This is a genomic window from Paraburkholderia fungorum, from assembly GCF_900099835.1.
Taxonomy (GTDB): Bacteria; Pseudomonadota; Gammaproteobacteria; order Burkholderiales; family Burkholderiaceae; genus Paraburkholderia; species Paraburkholderia fungorum_A.
Window position 1 is genome coordinate 384,595 of the sequence record NZ_FNKP01000004.1, and the last position, 23,805, is coordinate 408,399.

Genomic DNA, 23,805 nt, shown 5'->3' on the forward strand with positions numbered 1-23,805 from the left:
GCTCAGCTGCTGAACGCAAGATAGGTCCGAAACAAATCCGATAAAACGCTCCGACCCTATTTTGTTGATAACTTTAATTATGTCAAATACGATCTTATTTAATCAGACGGCAGGATTGCCATCGAACCGTTAATGGTTTAAATTCAGTCTTGATGAACCTCCCGTGGAGCGGACAATGCATCTCGCCGATCACATCAAGCCCATCAGTTACCTCAAAAGCGAAGCCGCTCAAATCGTCAAGGATCTGACTGATTCCGGCGAGCCGCTCATCATCACGCAGAATGGTGAGGCAAAGCTCGTCGTCCAGGACGTGCGATCGTACGAAGCGACACAGCAGACACTCGCGATGCTGAAATTGCTGGCGATCGGCCAGAAGCAGATCGAGCGCGGAGATCACGTCGATGGTGACGATTTCTTTGCGGAACTCGATGACCTCGACCGCCGGGAGCAACTGCGCTGATGGTGGAACCGCTGATGAAATACCGTATCCTCCCGACCGCGCGAATTGGCATCGACGAACTCAGAAGCTATGTCGTCCGGACTTTCGGATGGGAAACATGGCGGCAAACGTCGACGCAACTGCAGGAAACGATCGCACATATTCGCCAGTTCCCCGCTAGTGGTCACACGCCTGACGAACTTGAGGGCCTGTTCGAGGACAGTTTCCGGCAGGTCCTGTCCGGCAAAAACCGGATCATTTATCAAGTCCGTGAAGATACCGTTTTTATCCATCTCGTCGTTGACGTCCGGCGTGACCTACCCTCCCTCCTCCATCGAGTCCTGCTTCGCTTGATGTGACAGATCAGACGAGCAGTCCTGTGCTTCCCTCACTGAAGTTCAGCAGTCGACCCTGAAGCGCTGTATGTCAAAGTGATCAACTTTTTCGTGCTTGCTCCCATTGTCCTGACTGGTCTTCTGCGGTTGCTTCCCATAATCATTTGGCATCGCTGGTGAGCCACGGCTGAAACGCTTAACAGATATTTCGCGGCGGTTGGGTCTTTAGCTGGTGTTCCATCAAGTTTCCCCTGCCGCCGTCACGCAAACGCAGGGTCAAGAAGGATCAGTCCCACGTCGTTATAGGGGTAATCGTCCTTTTCGTGCTAAAGCTGGCGGTTCGTCCGCAAAGCCTTTATCTATACCGCTGCGATCGGCTCTAACTGTTGTCTGAAGGTCTCAAAAGCGCTTGCGATAACATACCCGCCCGCAACTGTGGATCGCGCGACTTTGATGGGAGGCAGGAAATTCCAGGTCTGGAATTTCGCTATGTGGGACAGCGTCGCCCGCCAATCCAATTGTCGGAATTCGACGTGTAGCGCTACTTCGCGGTGACTGACAGCGACATTGCCGCCGTCAACAAGCATTTTCGGCGTGATCGCCGTGCCGGCGTCGCGATCCAGTTGCTCTTTCTGCGGGCGAGTGGCCACACTCTTGATCATGTCGGCACACTGCCACGCCAACTGTTGCACTATATCGGTGAGCGGCTCGGCCTGCCCACCCCGACGATCGCCCCCCTCTCCCCACGCTCTATCAACGCTATAAGACACTCTACGAGCATCAGGCGTGGACCTGCTAATACCTTTGAAGTGCGGATGCGACAGGACGCCGCCGAATGGCTCACGCTCGACGAACTCCTCCAGCACGCCCATTGCGGGCTTTATGAACGTCGCGATCTGATACCCGCCGAACGAAAGCCGGTCGATCTGGTCGGACGTTGAACGTGGCTTGCTCGCACTTATCGAGGCCACGGTCACAGAAACGCAGTTGATGCACACCGATGCGGTCCTATCTGCCCAGCACGATATCCAACTGATCCTTGAACTCAACACCTGATGTTTGCCCGGGACAAAAGCGCGCACCCATATGGATGCGCGCCCGCTCAGCTCATTGCTTGTTGCACAGACCCATCACAAAGAAGCCGGATCCGTTTGGCTCGTCGAGCCAGTACATCGTCGAGCTGTTCACCGGCAGCAGTACGGTGGTTTCTTTTCCTGCCTTCAGCTGGAATTGCGCCGCAATCAGACCGTCAATGCCTTGCGCAACCACCGGATCGGCACCGGACAACGCAGCCGCATCAAGGTCGAAGGCCGCGTTGTAATACAACGGTGATTGCGATTGACCATCCGCGCTCAGCATCAAGGCACCGCTGATGGTGGTCTGGATCACATCGGTCTTGCCGGTCAGCACATTGGCGGGCGTCGTATCAGGTTCGGTACAGACCCAACTGCCGTCGTAGTCGCCGCTATTCAACGTGCGAGTGCTGGTCAGCACCCACGAACCCGTGCGCGGATTACCTTCGGGTGCAGTGCCGAAGCGATCAATCAACAGCGTCGTGTTGCCGCCCTGGCGCGTGGTGAACACACGGCCGACCTGCTGACCGCCGACCGTCATGTCAAACGCGCCAGGATAGCTGGTCTGGTCGGGGTCGGCGGAGAAAGTTGCAGTGTCGGTGAGCGTCGCCCCGGTCGACGTATCGATGTCCGTGCACGTATCCGAATAGACCTTGCCGAAGCAGAAGCGCGCACTGCCGTCCGCATTGATGCGAACCTGGCCCGCTTCCGGCGCCTGCGAGTCGACCGGCACACCCTGGCTGCTGTAGTCGCCGGTCAACCCGACCATGCTGTATGTGCCCGCGAGTTGTGCGAGGTCAGGCACGCCGTTGTTGGTCAGCGCAAGTTGGCCCTGCAGCAGCCCCCCGCCGCCCAGCAGGTTGGGCACATTCGACAGCGCGCCGCTCAGCAGGCCCGCTCCGCTGCTGTCCTTCACGAGCGTAAGCGACAGACCCAACGCCGCGGCCTGCGCGGCTGACAGTGTCGAACCCGTGCCGGCCGTCAGGCCCGACACTGTAATCTGGTTGGTGCTGCTGATCTGATAGGAGCCCGTCACCTGCCCGGCCAGACCGAACTGCGACTTGACGAAGCTGAGCGTCAATTTCCCTGCCACGGGTTGGTCAAGATCGACGCGAATCGTATCGCCGAAGCCCACCATGCCGACATAGCTAGATCCGGAGGTGAGCGGCGTCACGGTGCCGGCGCTCTGAGCGGTTGAGGTTTGCGTCGACGGCGAGCCGGAACCATTGCCGGCGCCCCCGCCGCATGCGGACAACAAGATCGATGCGCCGACGCAGAAGGTGAGAATTGTCAGATTGGTCTTTTTCATCATGTTTTATGTTGAATCAAAGTTTATGTGATCGAATCAGAGAGCCATTGCGCTGGTCGACAGGTATCCACGAGTTGATGCCGCGCTGTGGCTTCATTGCCCCGACGTGCGGCAATAGTTTTGAAACCCCCTTTGCAATCGGGGATGCGCTTTCACGACGTCAAGACACAAGTCGGGGAATTGCTTTAGAAACGGAATCAAAGGCGTGTTGTCGCGCGGAAAATGAGTGTCATCGGTGGGGCAATCGATTGTGACTTTGTTCGCATCCGCGGAAATCTCGATTCGCGGCCACGCGAGGCAGATAAAGCAGCCTTCCACAAAAACATTGGTATCGGAATGAAATGCCTGAGGAACAGCGTCCAGCATGAATTGCAGCGCCATGGATTCCATAGTTCTTGAATAACCGGTACTTGCTATGCGTAGACCGTGCATGAATGGCGCGGCCGGATCGACGCATCTAAGCGTCTTACTGAGGTATTCGTGGATGAAGCCAATTTGTTCGCCACCGGTCCGAAAATATTTTTGTCATCCGGTCGCCGTGGAGAAGACGACACGGACCCGTCATCCGCTTCGATATAGCAATGTTACCTTTTAAGGCGCATTGAAACTCAATACGCCCTGTATGTCAACAGGTAGTGATGCGACTATTAAGGTAGTGTGCATACCAGCGCCAGCAATCACGCAATCACCAGCAGGACAGTGGAATATGAATCGAAACGAAGAACAGGCGTTGGCCGAAGCAGTCGGCCGTGTGATCGCGCGCAAGCGCGTCGAGGCAGGGTTGACGCAGGAACAGGTGGCGGAGCAACTATCGCTCGGACGGGAAGCGGTTGCGCGAGTCGAACGCGGCACGGCCGTGCCGACGGTCGTGCGTCTGGTGGAATTGGCGGAGCTGTTTGGCTGTCGCGTGGAGGAACTGCTGGCCGGCGCGTCGACCCGCGAAGACGATCAGGCCGCAGCGATCGCGCGCAGCCTGCGTGGCGTAGCATTGAAGGATCGGCAGATGCTGGTCGACTGGGTCGAGACGTTCGCACAGCGTCTACGCAAATAGAGCGAGGCGCATAGGGCCTCGCTCTACCTCATGTCACTTCACTGACCCGGTGTACTGCCTGGATACGGTTTGCGTGGCCGGATGCTGTCGATCATCAGGTTCATCGCATCGGCCCAGTTTTGCATCGTGTTGCCCTGGCCACGTTCGGCGCGCAGCTGCGCGAGATCGAGCCGCGCACGGCTGAAGTCCTGGGCCGCCGCGCGTGCCAGCCACTTCTCCGCCTGGTCCAGATCGCGCGGGACAAGTTTCCCTTCGAAATACGCCTCGCCGAGCAGGGTCTGCGCGATCGGATAGTTTGCCTCGGCGCCGCGCCGGTAGTACGACATCGCGGCGCGCGGGTTGCGCGGCACACCAAGCCCCTCTTCAGACATCATGCCGAGCGTCGTCAACGCTACCGGATCGTGCGGACGGGAACGCAGATTCTGCAGATCGCTGCGGCTGCTTTGATGCGCGGCCGTGGTAATCCTCATTTCGGCGTCGTCCCACGACTCGGCTCGCTGCCGGGTGCCGGGATCGTTGCGCAGTGGTTGCAGGTTAAGCGAATTGTTTGCATTGGCCGGATTGACCGGCGCACCGGGTGCGGGCACCACCGGCACTGTCACAGTTGCCAGATTCGAGGGAGTGGGCCACGGCGGTGTCCCCGCCGCAGCGACCCCACGCGTAGGGCCGTTGGGCGGCGCGACCTGCGCATAGACCGGTGGTGGAGGCGTGCCTGTCAGGTTCTGCGCGAGCATAACGTCGCCGATCAGTCCGCTTTCGATCCACGGCTGCTGCTGGCCACCGGTGATATCCGCGACCTGTTGCTGCGTGTGTTCGAGTGCTCCTTTGATTGTCGCATTGGGGGCCTTCATGTACATCGCCAGGTAGTACGCAAACGGACCGTCGTCGGTCTGCGTGCCGAAGGTGCGCATCGAGTCATAGGCGGCAGCTTGCGTCGCGGTCGAATAGGCGATCAGTTCACCACGTGCGGCGGGTTCGCGTTTGAGCGTGCTGGTGGTCGCGCCGCGCGACGGCACGCGGCACGCATCGATCAGCGCAATGAACGATGTGGGCTGCGACGCCCTGACCTTCGCCAGCGCGCCCTTCAGACGGATGGCCCGTTCAAGTAGCAACGAACGCGTCATCGCATTGATGGCGACGCCGGCATGCACAGGCACGAGGAAGTTATCGCCCGCCGATTCGAAGCCATGGCCCGCGTAATAAAACACCACGACCTGCGCGCCCCGCGCGTGCGTGGCCAGCCAGTCGATCGATCCATTGAACTCGTCTTGCGAGAGGTCATAGTCGACCCGTGTATCGAAGCCCAGGCCGCGCAGCGTTTCGCCGATCAGGCGTGCGTCGTTGGCGGGTGACACCAGGCGATCACCGCCGCTATACGCGCTGTTGCCGATCACCAGCGCGACCTTGGCGGCGTGGGTGGTTTTAGTGACCGCGGATCCAGTCTCAGGTGCACTAGCCAGAGTTCCGGCGGTCGCGAACGCCGTTACATATAACGTACAGGCCATCGTCGCCACGACGCCTACGATCAGTTTCGACAGATAAGTCCAGCGCAGCATGAGGTTATCCGGTGACGGCAGAGGTAGCGGGGGTACGAGGGCGAGCCGCGAAGTCCAGACTGTCCGCGCGCTGAAAAGCCCGCATCGCCATGGCGACCTGCCCTGCGCGCGCGTGTGATGGTTGCGCCAGAATGAAGCGCAACGCAACCCCACGTTTCGCACAGAACACATCGAGTTGCGCCAGCGCGCGGCATGCCGACGCGTCAATTCGTGCGACTTCGCCCAGATCGAGCACGATACGCGCGGGCGGTGCGCTCTGCAGGCGGCGCAACAGCGGCCCGACGATCTGTCGCTCGACGTTGTAGCTGAGCAGCGCACCCTTTGCGCTCAGACCCAACTGCGAGTTTAGTTCCCCCGGCTCATCCCAATGGACTTCGAGCGAACGTGGCGACGGAACACCGAGCAACGCACCGGCCACGCAGCCGACAAAAAAGCCAATGCTGGGCTGCGCGGTGAACAGCGTCACACCCGCTTCGATCAGGAAAAGCCACATCGCGCAGCCGATCACCAGACGCGGCTCGGTGTCCGAGAACGCCATCGAGGTCATGGAGCGCGACCAGTCGTCGATCATGTCGAGTGACATGACGATCACCACGACTGCGGCCGAAAGTTTCGGCAGCATCGCCACCAGTTGCACGCCCGCGGTCAACGCCAGCAGCACCAGCGCGGCATGCAGCAATGCGACAAGGCGGGTTTGCGCGCCTGCGGCGATCGCCATCGTCGAGCGGGTGACCGAGCCGACGCAAGGCAGCAGCGCGAGCACACCGAGCAGCATGTTTAGCGCACCGAATGCAGTGAGATCACGGTCGACAGAACCGCGCCGCTGCGTCAGCGATTCAATGCTCGACACTGCGATCACGGTATCGATCGAAGCAATGAAACCGATCGCCACGCCGTAACCGATCACCCACGCGAGCGTCGACAGATCGAGCACGCCAGCGAGGCGCTGCCAGAGTGGCAAATCGAGCGGCCGCCACGCCGCCAGGTCGAGCCCCGCGACGCCGACCAGTCGGCACGCGGCAGGTGGCGTAGGCAGCACCGAGACCACTGCGTAATACGCGGCGGCGGAGACCATCAACGCGGCGAACATCGACAGACCCGGTGGCAGCTTCACGTGCGGTGCGACACCCCGGCACAAGGCCTTCCAGCCGAAATGCGCGGCAACACCGAGCACCACCACACCGAGCGTGGCGACGTGCCAGTCGAACACGCAGGTCGTGACAAAGGCGAACTGATCGCTCATCGCGAGACCCGCCACGCCGAACAGCAGGCCGGACAGCACCGGCGCGGGTACCATGCGCACGAGCGAGCCGCCGCGCAACGCGCCGAGGGCGAGTTGGAACAGGCCGGCAATCGCCACTGCGACGCACGAAAGCGCCATCACAGCCTTGATGCCGAGCATAGCCACCTGGCCGTTCAACAGCAGTTGCCCCACCAGTTGCGACATCAGCACGGTCGCGGCCACTCGTGGCCCGGAGATCATTGGGCGTGTGCTAGCGCCGAGCGCCGACAGAGGCACACCGATCACGGCCGTCAACACACCGAGCATCACGCCATACGCCGCTGCCTGCGACCCCGGTAATGCCGAGGTGGCCTGCGAGCCGAGCGCCACGTACTCAGTCGCGCAGCCCAGCGTGACTATCAGCGCGGCGAACGCCTCGACCAGCCAGCGAGTGCGGCCCTCGGGCGCGGCGCCTGGCGCTTTCAAGGTGCCTGGCGCATTCATGACGCTGCGCCGTCGGGGACCACCACGTCGGCGGCGCGGCATTGCGCATTGGCTCGAGCACGTATCACGCCCGTTGCGCGCGAGGTGACCTGAACCGCCTGGTCCGACTGCAAGTCCGGAAAATGCAACTGATACGCGCCCTCTTCGTTCGGGCCGTAAGTGATGACCGCACCGTACTGAAGCAGAAAATCGTTGACCGAGCGCAACGGCACGTCAGCGGCGAACCACGTCAGGACCTCACCGCACGGGCCACTGCTCGCGCCGCGCGTCGCGCTATGGCCGTGGTCGCCCGTCAGCCTAACGGCGGCGTGTGAGAGGCCCATCACCAGCCCGATCAGCACCAGCGCGAACGCCAGTACGAAAGCCGCTTTGCTGTTGATCCAGTGTGCAAGGGTGTTTAGCATAGGCGTTTCGTCTGGCGGATGAGGGTCAGGGGGCGCTGGTCGCGGCGGCGGCACGATCACCGCACTGCACTGCGTCGTCGATGCTTTGTGTCAGGCGGCTGCGAGCCGGGTCATGGATGAACGCGACACGCGATTCGACATCCGGCAACGTGATACGCAAACGGCCCTGGGCATCGGGGCCGGCCACAATCGAGCCGCCATACTGCAGCAGCCAGTCTCGCAAGCCCTTGACGGTCGCATCCGGGGTTGGCGTGACCCAGACATCGAGGCACGATCCGGTCGCGCCGCGAGTTGCCGCCGGCGCCTCGGTGGTCACATGATCGCGATTCTGGCCGTTGATGAAATAGCCGAGCACGCCCGCTTGCGCGACGATCAGCGTAAGTAATATGGGCTGCAATGCCGGGGCGTGCGAACGCAACCACGCTTGTAGCCGCTCGAATAGCGATGGCTCGCGGCGGCGGCTCGATGCCGATGCCCGATTCGGCGATAGCGACGTCGGGTTGGGCGCGTTGTCCGACGTAGTGCGCCCGGCATGCGTGCCGCCTAGCGCACTTTCCAGGCGCGCGAACGCGGCATCCGCTGTGCTGTTGACATAATCGTCCTGCACCGCCTGGGCCGTCGCGCGCAACCACGCGAGTTCTTCCCGCAAGGCCGGCGAAGCGGCCAGCCGCTGTGCCAGTTTACGCATCTGTTCGACGTCCAGCTCGCCGCGCAGATAGCTAAGCAGCGCATCGTGTGAGTTTGCACCGTGGTCGTCGCCGTCCATTTCCGGCAAAGGTGTGTCCATGCTCATGCTGCGCCTCCCAGCGAGGATTGCGCGCAACGCGTGAGTACGCCCTTGGTTTCGGAAATGCGCCGGCGCACGGCGACGGCCGAGCCAGCGCCGGTATGCGCCTGGATTTCGACGTCGCCGTAGCCACGTAGCGCGAGTTCGAAGGTTTGCCTGGCCAGCACGGTCAGCTTGCGCATGCAGTCGGAGAGCACCCGCATGCGCGTTGCGTGCATGAGGTTGTCTTCAGGCGTCGGGGTGCTATGCCCAGCCTCGCGCATCAGCCGGTCGAGCACGTCCGATGCGTCCTCTCCGTCTTCGACGACAATGGGCTCGGGATCGCCCGGACCCGGCCGGCCGATCCGGTCGATGATCTTGTTGATGGCAGCTGCACGCAAGTAGGCGGACAGGTGCGCAGCGAAACGCTCCAGATCGTCGAGTACGGCTGACGGCGCCGAGTAACTGCCACGGCGCTCGAGTACCGCCACAAAGCATTCCTGCACGCTCTCCTCGACATCCGCGTCGCGCACCCACGGAAAACGGCGCCGCGCCATGCGAAAGACATCCTTACGCAAGGTCAGGAAGAAACTGCGCAGTCGCTCCCGGTCCGCAAGCAGACGGTCGATCGCAATGGAAGCCCCATGGTCCATTATTTGGTCAATCTCAAAAGCATTATTTTTGAGTAGCGCAGAGTATCAGAATTGAAACCGCCGCGAAACTCCCACGACACAGGCGTTGCGGACCGCATGCAAAAGAGCTGCAAAAACCAGCGAACAAATCCGCCTGGCCCACGAATAGCAAGGGGAGCCCTACCATTAGGAGAATTTTCATGCCGCGCTTTCGTCTTTTCATTTTTTTGCACAACATACCTTCCTCATGCCGTATTCCCGGCATAAAATCCGCGTCACAAAGCAAATCCGAAGTAACGCAGCGTGCGGTAAGGCCAGGGGTGGCCTGTGGCGCGGCGATGAACCAAAAGAGACCAAAACATGCGATATGAATACGTAAAACGTTTGCCCCGACCGCGATTAGAAAGTCGGTCTTGTACATTGGCATTTTTTCAGGCCGGTAATTAGCGTATTCGTCGCCGCCTTCAGGCCGCTACTGCCATCCAAATGTCATGGTGCTTTAAACGTACCGAATAGAGACGCATTAAGCGCGCCGTCAAGTTTTTCCGATCTTATGCCGTTAAGTCGAACGGGCATTGTGTCGTCGCACGTCATTGCTTTATGCAACGTTTCGCGCCGGTTCATTTGCCCGTCATAACCACAATCTGTTAGCCGGGGAATAAATGTCATCATCACAAGACGCGATTCGCGGATCGTTAGTGGTTTTCGAAGCGGTAGATTCCGCACGCAATACGCGCGCTTTTGCCCTGTTCCTCGGTTGCGCGGTCTCCGCGCTGGTCGTCGCCGGGGTGTTCGCCGGGATCGGCGCAACGCTGGCCGGCAATGGCGTATTCGTGATCGGCGGCCTGTTCACGTTCATCGGCGTGATCGCTGCCCTGATCGTGGCCGGCACCGGCGTGTCGGCGGCGGGCAAGACGCTGATGGATCAGATCCAGCAACGCGCGCCGCTGTCGATTCGCGACGCACTGATTACCGGTCTGATGACGCTGCCCAAGCTGCTCGGTGTCTTCCTGATCGAAATCGCGGTCTTCATCGCGTTCATGATCGCGCTCGCGATCGTTCTGTTCGTCTGCAAGATTCCCGTCCTCGGACCGTTGCTCTACGTTGTGGTCTATCCGGTCGCTTCCGTGATTGCAGGGATCGTGTGGTTCACGTTCGTGTTCATCGTCAATCCCCTCGCAGCGCCCGCACTGTGGGAAGGGTACGGCGTGCGCGAGGCGCTTGGCGTGCTGGGTCTGAATCGCCGAGCCTTGAACATTGGCCGCTTGTTGCCGCCGATCGTGCAGCAGATGGCGTTGCTGCTGGTGGTCGGGCTGGTCGGCTTCATAGCCTCGGCGATCCTGTTCAGCGGCTCCGCTTTCGTTGGGATGTTGGGCGGTGGCATCATCGGCTTCGGCGGCGGCATGCTGTCGATGGTCTCCGGCATGGCCGGGCTCGGCGGCATGGGTGGCGGCCTGAACGGCTACGTGCTGGCCACCATGATCGGTGTCGGCGTCCTGGCTTCGCTCGCCTACACGTTCCCGCTGATGGTTTATCTCGCGGGCACCTGCCGCATCTTTCTGAATCTCGCCGACGGCTATGCCGGACCTGGCGGTCCCGCATTGACCGTGGAGCCGTCCACGCCGGCTCCACACTTCCCCGCCGCGCCGATGGCCACGACGACCCAATCCACCGTGCCGGCCACTGACGCGACTCACGCGTGCTCGCACTGCGGCACGCCGGCCGAACCGGACGATGCGTTCTGCGGTGAATGCGGCGCCGATCTGCCGCGAGGTGTCTGATGGCGAAATTCTGCGTCAAGTGCCGCGCCGCGCTGGAGGCCGATGCGAAGTTCTGCGACACATGCGGCGCGCCAGTGCGTGCGCCGCGTGCCGCGCCGGTGGCGCCACTCGTTCAACCGCACGGCACCGGCCCGACCGCTGCCGCCCTGGCCGCGCCGCCACTCGAGATCAACTGGCGCAAGGTCGGGTTGTGGGGCGGTACCGGCATTGGCGTGCTGGTGGTGGCAGGCGGGATCGCCGCCTTTCTCGCCATGCCGCCCGCAGCGCCCGGTGCGAGCGATGTCGAAACCATCGTCAACGCAAACCCGGTGCGGGTCGCGGACCTGACGTGCCTGAGCAATTTCCCTTATGACAAGAACCCGGTTCAAGTTGGCAGCTTCGACACCAACACGCAGCAATGGCTGGCGGTGCTGAGCAAAGCCAACATCTATACGACTCCGCAGCACGTGGGCAACGGGGCGATTTTCGGCGGCAGTCTCGAGTATTCGCACACGGCCGATGGCGAGAAGAAGATTCACAACGGCAAGCTCTGTTTTGCCGATGGTCTGACGGTAACGTCGGTGCAGTTAGCCAAGCCGGTCAAGCTCGGCAAGCAATGGCATGTGCGAGGCACGTATAGCTACGGCTACCGTCACGCCGACGCATGGATCCAGACGCCGGAAGCGCAACGCAATGTGCCGGATCGGTTTGCGGACCTGCCGAAGACCGCTTCGATTGCACTCGTCAAGGGGGAACATGGCTGGGAGGCGGATAACGGCTCCGGGTTCGGCTATGCGGCCCAGACCGACGGGTTGAATGCAATGGCTAACGGGTTGTCGCAAGGGTTGACCCAAAGCCTCGCGCGCCGGGTTCTCGAACACGCGATGGGAGCAAACGGATCCGCCGATGAGCGTGCCGCAAGCAGCAACCAAGCCGGCATTCTGAGCCAGCTCAAGTCGATGGTGTCGGGACTATTCGGTTCGAATAGCGGGCTGGTCGGCAAATGGCAGGCTGATAACGATAGCCTGCCCATCATCGAATTCACACGTGACAGCCTGCTGATACAGGGCAAGCCGATTCCCGTCACGTTCGATAAAGACAGCGGCGACGGCAAACGAATTCACGTCAGGACGAAAACCGGCGCGACGGTGGCCGACATAGACATCATCGACGGCGACCATTTTTATATTTCCCAAGGCTTTGGAAGAGCGCGTTTTCATCGCGTCAGCTGACGTTATGCGCGCCCGATAGCGCGTCATGCGCAAATCCAACTGCCCATTTACGAACCTTGAGACCAAGCATGCGTTGTCAGAAATGCGGATTGACCAATAGCCCGACTGCCCGGTTTTGCAAACAATGCGGCATGCCGATGCCTCGCAGTGCGCAGGCGGCAGTCGTCTCGCAACCTGCCGCTCACGCAGAGGCGCTGGCGTCAGAGACTGGCGGCGTGATGGAAACCTTGGTCGTACCCGCTGAGCTGGAGGTCGGGAGAGCTGACCCGGCTGCCGCTGCGGCTCTTGCCGATACGCAGGCCACAACTCCAGCACTGTCCATATGTCCACAATGCTCAACCGAACGGATTGGCGGCAAGCGCTTTTGCCGAGCCTGCCGGTTTGATTTTTCCACGCTGCCTACGGCGGACGACGACAACGCCGACACGTCAGTGGAGCGTAAGGCCATAGAACAGCGCCTTGCCGCTGAAGCCAAGGCCGAGGCGCAACGCGAAGCCGAAGCGCGCGCTGCTGAAGAGGCAGCAGAACGACAGCGTGCCGCTGAGGCTCGAGCCGCAGCGCAACGCGAAGCCGAACAACGTGCTGCCGAACAGGCCGCCGAACGACGCCGAGCCGCTGAGGCTCAAGCCGCGGCGCAACGCGAAGCTGAACAACGTGCGGCTGAACAGGCCGCCGAACGACAGCGTGCCGCTGAGGCTCAAGCCACGGCGAAACGCGAGACCGAACAACGCGCCGCCGACCAGGCAACTGAACCACGCGTTGCTACTGAGGCTCAAGCCACGGCGCAAAACGACGCCGAAGCAGGCGCCACCGCAACCCAAGCCACCGAAGACGAGCCCTGCCCGACTTGCTCGACGCCGCGCGCGAACGGCAAACGCTTCTGCCGCACATGCCGTTTCGATTTCGTCGAACGTATCGCACATCAAGAGCCGAGTAAGGTTGTCGGCGAAGACACCAGCACCTCGCTTCCGATTAGCAGTGGTTCCGATCGCGAAATTGAAGAGCCGGACGCTACCTTGCTCGCAGAGAAGCCGGAGGTCACAACGCCGGCATCCGGCACCGGTGCATCAGCCACAGCGGCCGCCGGTCAGCGCAATCAGCCAGCTTCTGACCTGGATCAGAACGCCACGCAACCCAAGCTCGAAATCGAAGCGGGAAGCGACAGGTCCCTCCCCGCCAATCGCAGCAAAAAACTGCTGATCGGCTCGATCGCCATTGTGGTGCTAGGCGTTGCTGTTGGCGCAGGTTTGTTCATTCGCTCGCAACATGCGAAGCCCACGGGCGATCAACCGCAGGAAGCGAGCGCGCCTGCCACTGCCGCGGCTGCTCCAGCGTCGGACACCGCGCCCACCGCCGCGACCGCGACTGCATCGCAGTCCGTCGCGGCCTCACAGGCCGGTGCGCAACCGGCCACGCAGCCGGCAGCAAGTGGACCCGCGAACGTCGTCGACTCCAGCGCGTCGACTACAGCGGCGAGCCAGACCGACCTTCCTGCGGCGCCTCAGACAGCCGAACCCGCCCCGGCGCCCGCGCCCGAAGCTCCAGTCGCCGCCCCGCAACCTGAAGCAACAGCAACCGCGCCAGCGCATCCGAAGCCGCGCAAACCCGTCGCGACGCCAGCAGACGCCGGCGCGCAAAGCCCTACGATCCGCGCGGCGATCGACGGCAGTCTCGCGGACGGCACCCGCTGTTTCGAGGACAAGAAGTACGACTGCGCGATCTCGAATGCCAATGCCGTTCTGCGCCTCGATCCGCACAATAGTCAGGCGCTGTCGCTGCGCCGCCGCGCGAAGTCCGCCCAGGACAACGCGTTGAACAGTCTGTCGATTCAATGATGCGAGACGGAGCCAACCATGTCGTATGAGTTCAATTCTGAAGGTGATCGTCTCAACCTGCCGAACCCGTTTCGTGTCGAGAACTGGTTTCGCTTTGCCGCCGCGCTGTTGCTATTCGTCGGCGGTTTAGCCGCGCTTCTGCTGAGCCGCCACAACCTCGCCGAGCATCACGGCGGCTGGGCGTTTTTGCCACTGGCGATGGGGATCTTCCTGCTCGGCAGCGGCATCAACTATGCGCGACTCGGGATGATGCAGTTGCGCTTTTACTTTGGCCGCGGTCAGCCGCTCAGCCTTGCCGATGAAATCGCCGCTAGCAATCAGGACGGCGTCATGAATGGCGCGGCGAATCTCCAGGAGCGTATGCGTTCCGGCGCCCTGTGGTTCGAAGATCCGAAAGGCGCGCTCAACGGTTTGCTGTACTCGCTGATTCCGGCGCTGATCTATGCACCGGTACCGATCCGACGACTCGCACAGTCGCAATTCGAATCGGGGCTCGCGCTGACCGCTACGCTGCTGAGTTTCCTGATCGCCACGATCGGCTTCGACAACAGTTCGGACCGCACATGGGTCGCACTGCTGTTTTTTGGCTTTACGTTTTTCCTGCTGCTCAAGCCAATCGAACATGCCGGTCAGAAGACAACACCGCTAGGTCCGGCTGGCCTGATCGGGCTGCTGCTCGTCGCGGTATTCGCGCCGATCGTGGTGCCGCTCGCGTCAGCGCATCTGCCGGACCTGAGCTGGCTGCCACTGACGACACAAACTTTCGCGCTGCTGATCTGCGCCGCGATTGCCGTACTGCTGTTCTTTGTCGCCCTGATCCGACAAACGGTTGTCCCGCCGAAAACCAGCATGGGCAGCGAACTCGCCACGGTGTCGTTAAACGGTCAACCGAAGCAACTGCTCGACGAACTCGAGCGTCACATGCAGCGGCGCTGGGTCGAGCAGATTCCGAACCGCCGTTACGCGCGCCAGACGCCTAACGTGGCCGGACAATCCGGGCAATTCAGCGGCCAGCTGTTCGAGGAGACCCAGCCGTTGCCACGTGACGATATGCGCCGGGTCGATCTGCAACGTGCTTTCACCGAACCGCGCTACCGCTGGCTCGTCGGCCTGAATGCCTTCGGAGTAGCACTGGTCGCTATCTCCGTAATCTGCCTCCTCTGGTTTGCCGCCGCCTTTTCGTCGTCGCTCGACAGCACGCGCTCCGATGCGCTGGGTTGGGCCACCTTTGGCAGCGCGATGCTCGCAGTAGGTGCATTCTGCCTGCGCGTCGGCCACATGCTGTGGGCCCGCTTCGACTTCCTGTCCAAACTCGTCTGGGTGCAGTTCGATGGCAATTTCCAGCGTTCGAAAATGAACATTGGCGCGCAGTTCACAGACCGCGTGCGCACCGAAAGCGATGTGATCGCCGTGCACGACATGTCGGTACGCATCTGGGTAGCGGAAATCGATTCGGTGACATTCGGGCGCGACCATCGACGCATGATCGTCGGCATGCGTGGCCTTCCCGATGAAGCACGCGAGTTGCGCCAGATTCTCGAGCAATGCGCACAGCAGCAGACTGTGGTCGTGGCGCCGACCTCGCAACGCGACGTCGAAAAAATCGCCGTTGCCAGTGCGCTGAACAAGCTCGGCGATACCGCTCAAACGGACCTGTTGCCGAAACACCTACGCGAAACCCTGAGTGGTGCTTCGCCGACCGGGCGCGATGTGGCTGCCTTCAGCAGACACGACTGCACGAGTTGCGGCGAAACACTCGAAGCGGATTCGCGTTTCTGCGACAACTGCGGCCAGGTAGTGAGCTAACGGCGTCCCATTACCGTTGCCTCACACCGGCTGCACGACCATAACGATCAAGAGGAAGCCATGCAAGTGATTCAGTTTTCAAAGCGCCTGATTGCCGGCGCCACACTCACCGCATTGATGGCGGGTTGCGCCACCAACGGTGGTCCGTCGCCGCTCGCTAATATTTCCTGTAACCCGGCGATTGCCGCTGTGGCAGGCGGCGTGCTCGGCGCGGTCGTCACCGGCGGCAACAAGGTCGCGGGCGCCGCAATCGGCGCGGGCGTCGCCGCGCTGATCTGCGCGGCCGTCGACTATGAAGCGAAGCAGATCAAAACCGCGCAACAAGCCCAAGCCGACTACAAGGCTGAACACCATGGCCGCTTGCCAGAGCAGGCGGCGGTGGTGAAGTACACCACATCGTTCACGCCGTCGTCGATTTCCGCGGGCGACAAGGCCACCCTGAATTCATATATCGAAGTCGTCAAAGGCAAGCAGGACGCCGCCGACCCGCTGATCGAGGAGGAAGCAACCATCTATAAACCGGACGGCACAGTCGCCAAGTCGGTTCGCAAGCCGGTCGCAAAGACAGCCTCCGCAGGCGCGTTTTCCAGCAGCTTCACGATTCCGATGCCGCAGGGCGTGCCGCAAGGTGCTTATCCGGTGAAGTCGACGCTCTACGTGAACGGCATGCAGGTTGCCGAACGTAAGGTGGCGTTGCAGGTCGTGGCGAGCGCGTCGGGCGGCGCGACGTACGCGATGGTGAATGCGTCGGTGAATCGATAACCCTCTTTCAATCCCTCAAATCAGGACGAATCCATGTACAAATTCATCACTATCGAAGGCGCCTGCGGCAAGCCCTACGACACCACTTCATGCGAACGCCACGCCAACCGCATGGCGCAGGAGGGCTACTGGCTCGTGCAGGTTTATCAATCGTCCACGGCAACGTGTGGTGGCTCGAAGAGCGTGCTTGTGATGGTGTTCCGCCGCAATGAGTGAGTCCGGCGACAAGCGGCAGCCAGTCGACTTTGCGAACTTCGGCACGCCGATGCCGTCGTTTGCTCAGGTCCGGCAGCTCGCCGCCGGCTCGGGCATGTTGCGCTGGGCGCATCATCCGCATTGCTCGCGCCACGATCACCATTTGCTGCGGCCGTTTGGCCGCCCCGTTTGCCTCGGCTGTACCTGCGTGGCGATTGGCGCACCGCTGGGCATCGTTTTCGCGTGCGCGATGCCGTGGCACGCGTGGACGATGTGGCAATGGATCGCGTTGCACCTGCTTCTGCTCGCGCCTACTGCTGTACAACCGCTGTTGCAAAAGAAAGCATTCAAGATGTTCGCACGCATACTGCTTGGTGCGGTAAGCGGCAGCTATCTGATCAGCGGCCTGTTCAAGGTCGACTTCTTTGCACCGGCCTGGCTGTTCAAGCTGGCGGTCGCATTGGCCTTTGCGGCCGTGCTGAAGATTCTGTTGGCCTGGCGCAATCGCCGCACCAGTGATCCGTGCAGCAATTGCCCACAGGGCATGTTCCCGACATGCGAATGGAATCTGCCGCGGCTGCTCGCCGCGAATCCGCATGATTCGTTGCTGAGCCAGATCCGGATCAGCGATGTCACGAAGCCGCAGAACATCAACGGGTGAAACGGACGAAGCGGTATGAGGCGAATGCCTCATACCGCTGGTTGCGCTGCTCGTCTGGACGCAAACCGATCAAGTTATCGTTGCACGCCCTGCTTCCTCTGCGTCACAGATCGAACGAAGCAAAGACCTTGCCGCGCTTGTCCCACGCCGGCGCATCGTAAAGGTCGATGTGCATATGCGTCGCGGTCGCCAGCACACGGTTGCCGTTCTGAATGCCATCCACGTGGAAATAGACCAATCCCCGCGCCGACAGCTTGTTGGCCGCGCGTAACTGCTCGATCTGCTTGGCAACTGCCTCATTCGGCACTGGCAACTGGCAAAGGTTGCTGCCCGTTTTCGTCAGATCGAGTGCCACGTTCTGACGATTCATATACACCATGTTCCAGCACTGGCCCGAACTCATCTGGAAACTCTTCGTACTGAAGTCGTACCCGCTCTGGAAGAAGAAATTCATATTGAGCGAAGTGACCGTCGGATCGCCAAATGGCAACGCGTAATACGCCTGGTTAGCGTAACGCTGCAGGTTCGCCTTGACCGGTGGCAGTTCCGTGGCCACCAGATCGTGTTTCTTGAAGACGTCCGGTTCGTTAAAGTAACGAGGTGAAAACATCCCGAGCAGTTCGTCGTCGCCCGGCTGCGGCGTCGCACGGCTGACGGCCACGTACGTCAACCACGTGCCGCCGTCGGACTGATCGACGGTCGTGTAGTTGGCAACTGGTACGCCAGGGTCGGCTTTCGGCTGCGCTACCTCCGTTGCTTTCTGCGCATCGGCGAAAGCTTTAGCTGCATCGCTGTTTTTTCCGGACTTGATGTCGCTTGCAGGCGCGGGGGCCGATGCTTTAGTGCTGGTGCTGGGCGTGTCGGACTCGCGTTGTCCACAGGCAGCGAGCATGGCAATGGTGAGCAGGCAAAGGGCGGAAAGTTTAACGTTCATCTGAATAGTCCTCGAGGCGGGTGTTCAATACGATCGTCGAAGACGAATCGCGCGCGGCGTAGCGCCGTATTGAGGTATTCGAGGAACCCGACGATTTGTTCGCCCTAAATTTTCATTGCCGCAGAAATCACAGACGTTCTACGTTGCACGGGCTGTGTATGCTTCTCTTCGTAGACGGAATGACGCAGTCTTCCCTTACTGGACGCCGATACTCCAATTGCGTCAGCATGGAGCACGATCATGACGACGCGCTAAGGTACCGGCTAGCAAGCGCCCTCGTTGATCGGCGGTGTACATAGCCAGGAATCTTGTTCTATTGGTGCCGCGTCTTCTTGAACAAATCTGTAACTCACTGCAGTCGGCTGATACGGCAGGCCAATCAGCCTGTTTGCCAGGGAAGAGACTGGCGAATTGCGCTAAGGCGTTGCACTCTACAACTGACTTTTTTGCTTCGGTAACCCGAGTGTGTAAGGCAGTAATGGTCGCAAGCAGAGCGACGGCAGCGCTTTGCATAGTTTTGAGCGCGCTCGTAGGAACGTTTTAATTGCCGTAGACCTGATACCGTCAAAGGCAGCCAGTTCTCCGCTAATGGTGAAATCAAGTGAGTTTGCGGCCGGACAAGAAGGCCGGCCGCAAACGGTCAACTGCATGGGCGCCAGTCTTCCGGGGTGTCATAGATCTCGCCGTTTAATTTCATTTGCGGGTCTCCGTCGGTGGTCAATATTTTCAGTCATACCGCCAAGCGTTGTGGACCGAATCGAATTGATGCGGATCCGGATCGTGGTAGGTGTCGTGGTCTCTGTAAAGCCGCCTATAAGATGGCTCGCTTGAGCGCCCTGCCCGTACATCAGCCGGCCGAACCTGGTGCCCAGAACCACTCGACTGATCCCTTGGTCCGTCAGGCATATCTAGTTGCCAACAACGCGGTCCTGTTCGATCGTAGCGGTATTTGCTGACTGAGATTCAGTCGCTGTTTCTCGATGACCTGGAGATGAGCATTACGGGCGTAACCTCTCGCTCGGAGATCGCTGCGAGTAACGCATTACGGGCCGCAAGCTCGCCTTCATAGGCGAGCCGTGTTTCCCGACAACCTAGCGACTTCCTCGACAAGGGCGAGTCCCTTGCTGAGATGCAATTCTACTTCCGTATGGACCGCGCCCCGTATATCTATTGGAGCGAACGCGAGGCCGCTCGCTACCCATTCAAAAGAACGATTAACATTAGGCCAAGAAAGACGCCAATATGCCATTTATCGAATGCCCGCAACTTGGCCTTCCCCAGGAATCTATACCCACGACCAGAGGAAATTACGCGGTACCGGGCAATTGGCCAGATCGGAATGAAAAAGAACACAAAATAGTAGGTTGCCATATACGATCCCCCAGGCTTTGAATCGGTTTTCCCGTAAAGAGCAAAGCCAATCCCGTTAATCGTACGTAGCGATGGCGCGCTCCCGATCGGCTCAAGGTCTCCAAAGTTATCGGAGTTCCCTTTGGCGATAACCAGATTGTCGCTAATTCTCTTTCGAAGGTTTGTATCCGAAGCAAGTTCCAGAGCCCTTTGCAGAAGGGAGACGCAAGGAGCCCATTGCGAAGTTTTATTTCCAAAAGCTATGGCACATTGCATCGCACCGGCTGCGATTATGTCTTTTCCTTCACAATACGTCGCAGATTCCGCCTTGATGGGTGACGCATCTAGAAGAGCCATACCTTCGATTAACAAACGCTCTCCATCGGCGCTTGCCGTGTCAGGACTGAGTTCGATACTTTTCAATACTTCCTCGACAAGATCCCTCACGGGATTGATCGCTTCCGCTTCATTTCGACGTTGCTGAATATCCGTGAGGACCTCGGAATCCTCGCTCACGCGATCAGAAACATCCGGCACTTCCGAAAAAAGTTCTTGAATCAGGCTTGTGAGTCGCTGAGACTGCTTCAACATGTCGTGACCGTTGAAGATATCAACCGCCAAGCTGCGAATGGCCCACCCTAATTCACGGCTCGGTTCGTGATCAATACCGCGAGCTTTGGAGCTAAGTTGAATTGGCTGTGCAACGTTGTCCCAATTCCGCACCACGGCCTCAAGCTTGTCCACATAAGGTTTGACGGCAGATTCGCCAGCGCCAGCTGCATCACGGACTGCTTTGATCAGCTTGCGGACGATTTCGGCTTCGCTCTGAAGAAAACCTTGAGCTTCCACCTCATAGCTATCGACAAGATCATCAATCAATTCAGGAGCGTGATTCTCACCGCCGGCTGTAACCCGATTGACAACGTCCGTCATGACCTGAACGAGTGCCATTGTCGGCAAGCTATCAAGTGCGCTTTTGATGACGCTGCAGTAGTAGCGCTTGCGCTCTGCAAGTTCGATTTCTATCTGATCGACGGATCGTACTTCCGGGAAGCCGGAGACGGCGCGATCTTCATTGATGTCCCGCAGAATAGCTTCCGAATTAAGGTTATCGGCGAGATACGCAATCTCCTCTATGAAGCCAACCAAGTCGTCCGCGTTGTATTCTCCGTTCACCGGTTCGAGCGCAGCAGCCAGCAGATTCAGGTGTGGGAGCGTAGGCAGTCCCGACTCCTGCCTTACCGCCATTCGCTTGCTAAGCAAGCTTTCGAGTGCCTGGGTCGCTTTACGTGGAGAAACGCCGGGAAACCACGCGATTTCCGCGATCAGTCTGTTCCGCGGACTTGTCAGGTCGGAACGCGCCTTCTGGCAAACGTCGGGATCCAACTCCAAAGACATCTCTTCCGCTACCGCGACTATGCGTCTGCGGTCATCGCGAGTCGTTACGCCTAATATGGCAAAAGGCGACATATGTAGCGTTGTCTTCATTTGGAAGTTACATCCCCAGTCTGCGAAATTTTGGTCAGAACGTCTATTTGATAGGCATACCATGCAGCAACGCACTGCTTGTCGCGGCAATGCTTTTCCCTATAGTTCCATTGCTTGCGTGTTCTGTCTGCAAAGGCCTTCTGATCGTAAGCAGCCGCTTTCGCCTGTTGGTAGATAGCGGACAACTCCACGTCGTCCGCGGCTAACTCGGGGTCGTGGCAGATAAGGTTTTCAGGAATCGAGCGCGCTTTCGTGCAATCAAAACTTGTGGGATATGTCGCTTCGGTACTTTCCATGGTTACGGGAGCCGAGTTGAGACTGGAATTAGCGTCAAGCTGACCTCCGTTCGCAAGCGAGGTTGTGGCCGGCGCTGGAGAGAAGCGCATCATCCCTTCGACGCGAAGCTGGTTTCGGTACGGCTCGATATCTCGCCGAGCACTTTCCAGCGCACTATTTCGGTAGCGGAAATTCCCACAACGGTTGTTGTAATCGCCCACCATTGCATTGAACCTGTCCACGTCGTCGTCACTGTAATTGTTGAGAGCGGATTTCGCTCCGTCCATGCGGATGTTCTCTGCCATGCAATACCGGATTTGCTCCGTCGAAAAGACGAGAGCTTGGCCGATCGGGGGCATCGACTCAGCCGGACGTGAAGGCATCTGCTGAGATTCAGAAGAAGGCGAATAACTGGGCGTCTCTGTCTGCGCAGGGGGCGAGTATGTGGGAGCCGGTGGTGGAGCAGTCTTATCAAGTATGCCAATGAGCGCCGACACCCCGACCACAGCGACGATTGCAATTACCCATTTTCCACCGGATGAACCGCCTCCGGATTGTTTCGTCGCTGTGTAAGGCCGCTGTGGGATGGATTGCGGCGCGGGGGGCGTTGGCTGGGAAGCCGGAAATTTAGCGTCCGAGTCTGCTTCAGAGCGGCCACTAGCTACCCTCTGTCTAGCAGGCGAAAGCGTCGTATCCACGTCGGATACAAGTTCATTCAGACCCCCGAAGCCTTTGCCCAGCTTCTTATCGTTTTTATCCACTGCCACGAGTCTCCTAAATGAACCCGATTCGATGAGTTGCGATGCTACTTTGGTGATCACGCACAGGTGCCAGTTCGAGCGCAGCGAGAAGACTGGGCTGATCTAACTTGTCCTTTCCGGACCGGGCGGCAAGACGAGCACCTTCGCGAACAACAAAAGTGACATCAGACAAGGGTCTGCCAGTTAGCTCTTTTGCCAGCGGTTTGGAATCCACGCACGACTGCTTCGGCAAAGCGGAGAGCAACTTTTCTAGTAGTTCCTGCACTTCGACTTCACTGGCGAAGTCCACCTTGATGACGTGATCGAAGCGTCCCCGGCGCTGGATCGCTGTGTCGATCATTTCGATTCTGTTCGTCATGGCGATGATCAACACGTCTCGCTGCACAGCCTCCGGAATACGGCGCAGAAACTCGGCTACTTCCTCGACACGGTGATGGCCTGTCCCCATCTCCCGATCTGCAAGGAACGCCTCCATCTCGTCGATCACGAGGACAGATGGCGCGTTCGCCATCGCGTTATCAAACACCTGCGCTACCTTCTTGCTGGTCTCGTGGATGTAGGGACTGGCAACGCTCGACGCGTCGATCTGGAAACTCGGCCAGCCAAGGAAATCCACTAGCTGGTCGACAGCAAAGGTTTTGCCGCAGCCCGGGGGGCCGTGCAGAATCACTGCGGACGGGAACTCGATGCCAAACGCCTTGTAGCGGTCGCGGTGCACGACGATGTCTACGACGTGCTCGTTGAAGAAGGCCGCGAGTTCCGGACGACCTGCCAACTCGAACACCTTGTTCGGCTCTGGGCTGGTGCGTCTGGCTTCCACCTTTTCGTCGGCGGGAGACGCTTCGGTTTTCTCGGACGGCGTCCCAGTCTCGCGTTCGAGCGGAATGATCTCGCCGACCTCGAAACCTGCTGCCTGCACGACATCCTTCAAGTGACTCGCGCCGAGCCAGCTCATAGTCTGGCGCAGGCGTCGGAACGAGGTTGCCGGAATACTTGTGCCTCCCGTCAGCCAGTAACCGAGCACAACGTCGTCTCCAATTCTGGAACTGATGCTGTAGGTAGGCAACAAGCGGGTGATTTTCTCGACGTAGATCGCATCTTGAAGTGGCGATTCCGCATCGATGTCGCGCGTCGCTTTCAATCCCAAAGCAAACGACAACGCCTCGGATTTGCTGTCCGGAGACTTTCCTTCACTAACCGGGCAGAGTGTCTGACTTGGTGCGCAGGAAATCACCCGAAGCTGGAGCGCGCCGAACTGGAAAACGTCCAGCGTCCCTTCAGCGACCAAGCCCGACTGCAGCCAACGTTGCGCCAGAGAGTCGTGTACCACCAGCGCGCGACCACCTCCCATCGTCTCGTAAATCTGCCAGTCTGTGCCTTCGAACAATGCGATCCGTACCTTCGCGCCATCAGGCAACATAAGCCCGACAGGCAGCCACGATTCCACGGCCATG

Annotated in this window: 22 protein-coding genes and 2 pseudogenes; 12 read left to right on the forward strand and 12 right to left on the reverse strand. The window is 59.8% G+C overall.

Going from position 1 to position 23,805, the window contains the following annotated elements:
* The first annotated feature begins 175 nt into the window (after positions 1-175).
* From BLS41_RS37435 to BLS41_RS40255, 3 genes and pseudogenes are all read left to right on the forward strand, one after another.
* Positions 176-460 (forward strand): type II toxin-antitoxin system Phd/YefM family antitoxin, encoded by a 285-nt coding sequence (locus BLS41_RS37435; protein WP_074774604.1) that lies wholly within the window; start codon positions 176-178, stop codon positions 458-460.
* A gap of 14 nt (positions 461-474) precedes the next feature.
* The gene (locus tag BLS41_RS37440) at positions 475-798 is read left to right on the forward strand and encodes a type II toxin-antitoxin system RelE/ParE family toxin (protein ID WP_253189938.1); all 324 of its coding nucleotides are present in this window, start codon (positions 475-477) and stop codon (positions 796-798) included.
* A gap of 443 nt (positions 799-1,241) precedes the next feature.
* A pseudogene (locus BLS41_RS40255) lies at positions 1,242-1,797 on the forward strand (DUF4158 domain-containing protein); the annotation flags it as partial.
* 84 nt (positions 1,798-1,881) lie between these two features.
* Here BLS41_RS40255 and BLS41_RS37450 read toward each other — a convergent pair.
* Positions 1,882-3,159, reverse strand: a complete 1,278-nt coding sequence (locus BLS41_RS37450; protein WP_074774614.1) for a hypothetical protein — start codon at positions 3,157-3,159, stop codon at positions 1,882-1,884.
* A 90-nt stretch (positions 3,160-3,249) separates the two neighbouring features.
* On the reverse strand, positions 3,250-3,537 hold the full coding sequence (locus BLS41_RS37455) for a hypothetical protein (protein WP_074774618.1): 288 nt from the start codon (positions 3,535-3,537) through the stop codon (positions 3,250-3,252).
* Positions 3,538-3,862: 325 nt separating this feature from the next.
* Here BLS41_RS37455 and BLS41_RS37460 point away from each other — a divergent pair, with 325 nt between their 5' ends.
* Positions 3,863-4,207 (forward strand): helix-turn-helix domain-containing protein, encoded by a 345-nt coding sequence (locus BLS41_RS37460; RefSeq protein WP_074774621.1) that lies wholly within the window; start codon positions 3,863-3,865, stop codon positions 4,205-4,207.
* Positions 4,208-4,245: 38 nt separating this feature from the next.
* Here BLS41_RS37460 and BLS41_RS37465 read toward each other — a convergent pair whose 3' ends face one another.
* Genes BLS41_RS37465 through BLS41_RS37485 form a run of 5 tightly spaced genes read right to left on the reverse strand, consistent with a single transcriptional unit; the run spans position 4,246 to position 9,312 of the window.
* Positions 4,246-5,763, reverse strand: coding sequence for a caspase family protein (locus BLS41_RS37465; RefSeq protein WP_074774624.1), 1,518 nt, complete (start codon positions 5,761-5,763; stop codon positions 4,246-4,248).
* 4 nt (positions 5,764-5,767) lie between these two features.
* Positions 5,768-7,489, reverse strand: coding sequence for a SulP family inorganic anion transporter (locus tag BLS41_RS37470; RefSeq protein WP_074774627.1), 1,722 nt, complete (start codon positions 7,487-7,489; stop codon positions 5,768-5,770).
* A complete protein-coding gene (locus tag BLS41_RS37475; RefSeq protein WP_074774630.1) occupies positions 7,486-7,893 on the reverse strand; it encodes a hypothetical protein in 408 nt (135 codons plus the stop codon). The genes BLS41_RS37470 and BLS41_RS37475 overlap by 4 nt, the downstream gene beginning before the upstream one ends.
* A gap of 25 nt (positions 7,894-7,918) precedes the next feature.
* Complete coding sequence (locus BLS41_RS37480) at positions 7,919-8,686, reverse strand: anti-sigma factor (protein ID WP_074774634.1); 768 nt, start codon at positions 8,684-8,686, stop codon at positions 7,919-7,921.
* Entirely contained in the window at positions 8,683-9,312 is a 630-nt protein-coding gene (locus BLS41_RS37485; RefSeq protein WP_074774637.1) for an RNA polymerase sigma factor, read from the reverse strand. The genes BLS41_RS37480 and BLS41_RS37485 overlap by 4 nt, the downstream gene beginning before the upstream one ends.
* Before the next feature lie 641 nt (positions 9,313-9,953).
* Between BLS41_RS37485 and BLS41_RS37495 the strand changes: the two genes are divergently transcribed.
* From BLS41_RS37495 to BLS41_RS40260, 3 genes and pseudogenes are all read left to right on the forward strand, one after another.
* Complete coding sequence (locus BLS41_RS37495) at positions 9,954-11,072, forward strand: zinc ribbon domain-containing protein (protein ID WP_143026512.1); 1,119 nt, start codon at positions 9,954-9,956, stop codon at positions 11,070-11,072.
* A complete protein-coding gene (locus tag BLS41_RS37500) occupies positions 11,072-12,283 on the forward strand; it encodes a zinc ribbon domain-containing protein (protein ID WP_074774646.1) in 1,212 nt (403 codons plus the stop codon). The genes BLS41_RS37495 and BLS41_RS37500 overlap by 1 nt, the downstream gene beginning before the upstream one ends.
* A 68-nt stretch (positions 12,284-12,351) precedes the next feature.
* Positions 12,352-12,417, forward strand: a pseudogene (locus BLS41_RS40260) (zinc-ribbon domain-containing protein); the annotation flags it as partial.
* 294 nt (positions 12,418-12,711) lie between these two features.
* Here BLS41_RS40260 and BLS41_RS37505 read toward each other — a convergent pair.
* Entirely contained in the window at positions 12,712-13,059 is a 348-nt protein-coding gene (locus tag BLS41_RS37505) for a hypothetical protein (protein ID WP_143026513.1), read from the reverse strand.
* A 240-nt stretch (positions 13,060-13,299) separates the two neighbouring features.
* Between BLS41_RS37505 and BLS41_RS37510 the strand changes: the two genes are divergently transcribed.
* Genes BLS41_RS37510 through BLS41_RS37530 form a run of 5 tightly spaced genes read left to right on the forward strand, consistent with a single transcriptional unit; the run spans position 13,300 to position 17,542 of the window.
* Positions 13,300-14,118, forward strand: coding sequence for a hypothetical protein (locus tag BLS41_RS37510; RefSeq protein ID WP_074774652.1), 819 nt, complete (start codon positions 13,300-13,302; stop codon positions 14,116-14,118).
* Between the two features lie 18 nt (positions 14,119-14,136).
* Positions 14,137-15,924, forward strand: a complete 1,788-nt coding sequence (locus BLS41_RS37515) for a zinc ribbon domain-containing protein (RefSeq protein WP_074774655.1) — start codon at positions 14,137-14,139, stop codon at positions 15,922-15,924.
* A 60-nt stretch (positions 15,925-15,984) separates the two neighbouring features.
* On the forward strand, positions 15,985-16,686 hold the full coding sequence (locus BLS41_RS37520; RefSeq protein WP_074774658.1) for a hypothetical protein: 702 nt from the start codon (positions 15,985-15,987) through the stop codon (positions 16,684-16,686).
* Between the two features lie 33 nt (positions 16,687-16,719).
* Positions 16,720-16,902 (forward strand): hypothetical protein, encoded by a 183-nt coding sequence (locus BLS41_RS37525; RefSeq protein WP_074774661.1) that lies wholly within the window; start codon positions 16,720-16,722, stop codon positions 16,900-16,902.
* On the forward strand, positions 16,895-17,542 hold the full coding sequence (locus tag BLS41_RS37530) for a hypothetical protein (RefSeq protein ID WP_074774664.1): 648 nt from the start codon (positions 16,895-16,897) through the stop codon (positions 17,540-17,542). The genes BLS41_RS37525 and BLS41_RS37530 overlap by 8 nt, the downstream gene beginning before the upstream one ends.
* 103 nt (positions 17,543-17,645) lie before the next feature.
* Here the strand turns inward: BLS41_RS37530 and BLS41_RS37535 are convergent, their stop codons facing one another.
* The 4 genes from BLS41_RS37535 to BLS41_RS37550 all read right to left on the reverse strand — a co-directional run bounded on the left by BLS41_RS37535 (position 17,646) and on the right by BLS41_RS37550 (position 23,804).
* On the reverse strand, positions 17,646-18,476 hold the full coding sequence (locus BLS41_RS37535) for a hypothetical protein (protein WP_074774667.1): 831 nt from the start codon (positions 18,474-18,476) through the stop codon (positions 17,646-17,648).
* A 1,194-nt stretch (positions 18,477-19,670) separates the two neighbouring features.
* Positions 19,671-21,314: a hypothetical protein gene (locus tag BLS41_RS39465; protein ID WP_216350665.1), complete on the reverse strand. Its 1,644-nt coding sequence runs from the start codon at positions 21,312-21,314 to the stop codon at positions 19,671-19,673.
* Positions 21,311-22,411 (reverse strand): lysozyme inhibitor LprI family protein, encoded by a 1,101-nt coding sequence (locus BLS41_RS40350; protein WP_143026514.1) that lies wholly within the window; start codon positions 22,409-22,411, stop codon positions 21,311-21,313. Before BLS41_RS40350 ends, BLS41_RS39465 begins: the two co-directional genes overlap by 4 nt.
* The gene (locus tag BLS41_RS37550) at positions 22,365-23,804 is read right to left on the reverse strand and encodes an ATP-binding protein (RefSeq protein WP_074774673.1); all 1,440 of its coding nucleotides are present in this window, start codon (positions 23,802-23,804) and stop codon (positions 22,365-22,367) included. The genes BLS41_RS40350 and BLS41_RS37550 overlap by 47 nt, the downstream gene beginning before the upstream one ends.
* Position 23,805 lies beyond the last annotated feature (1 nt).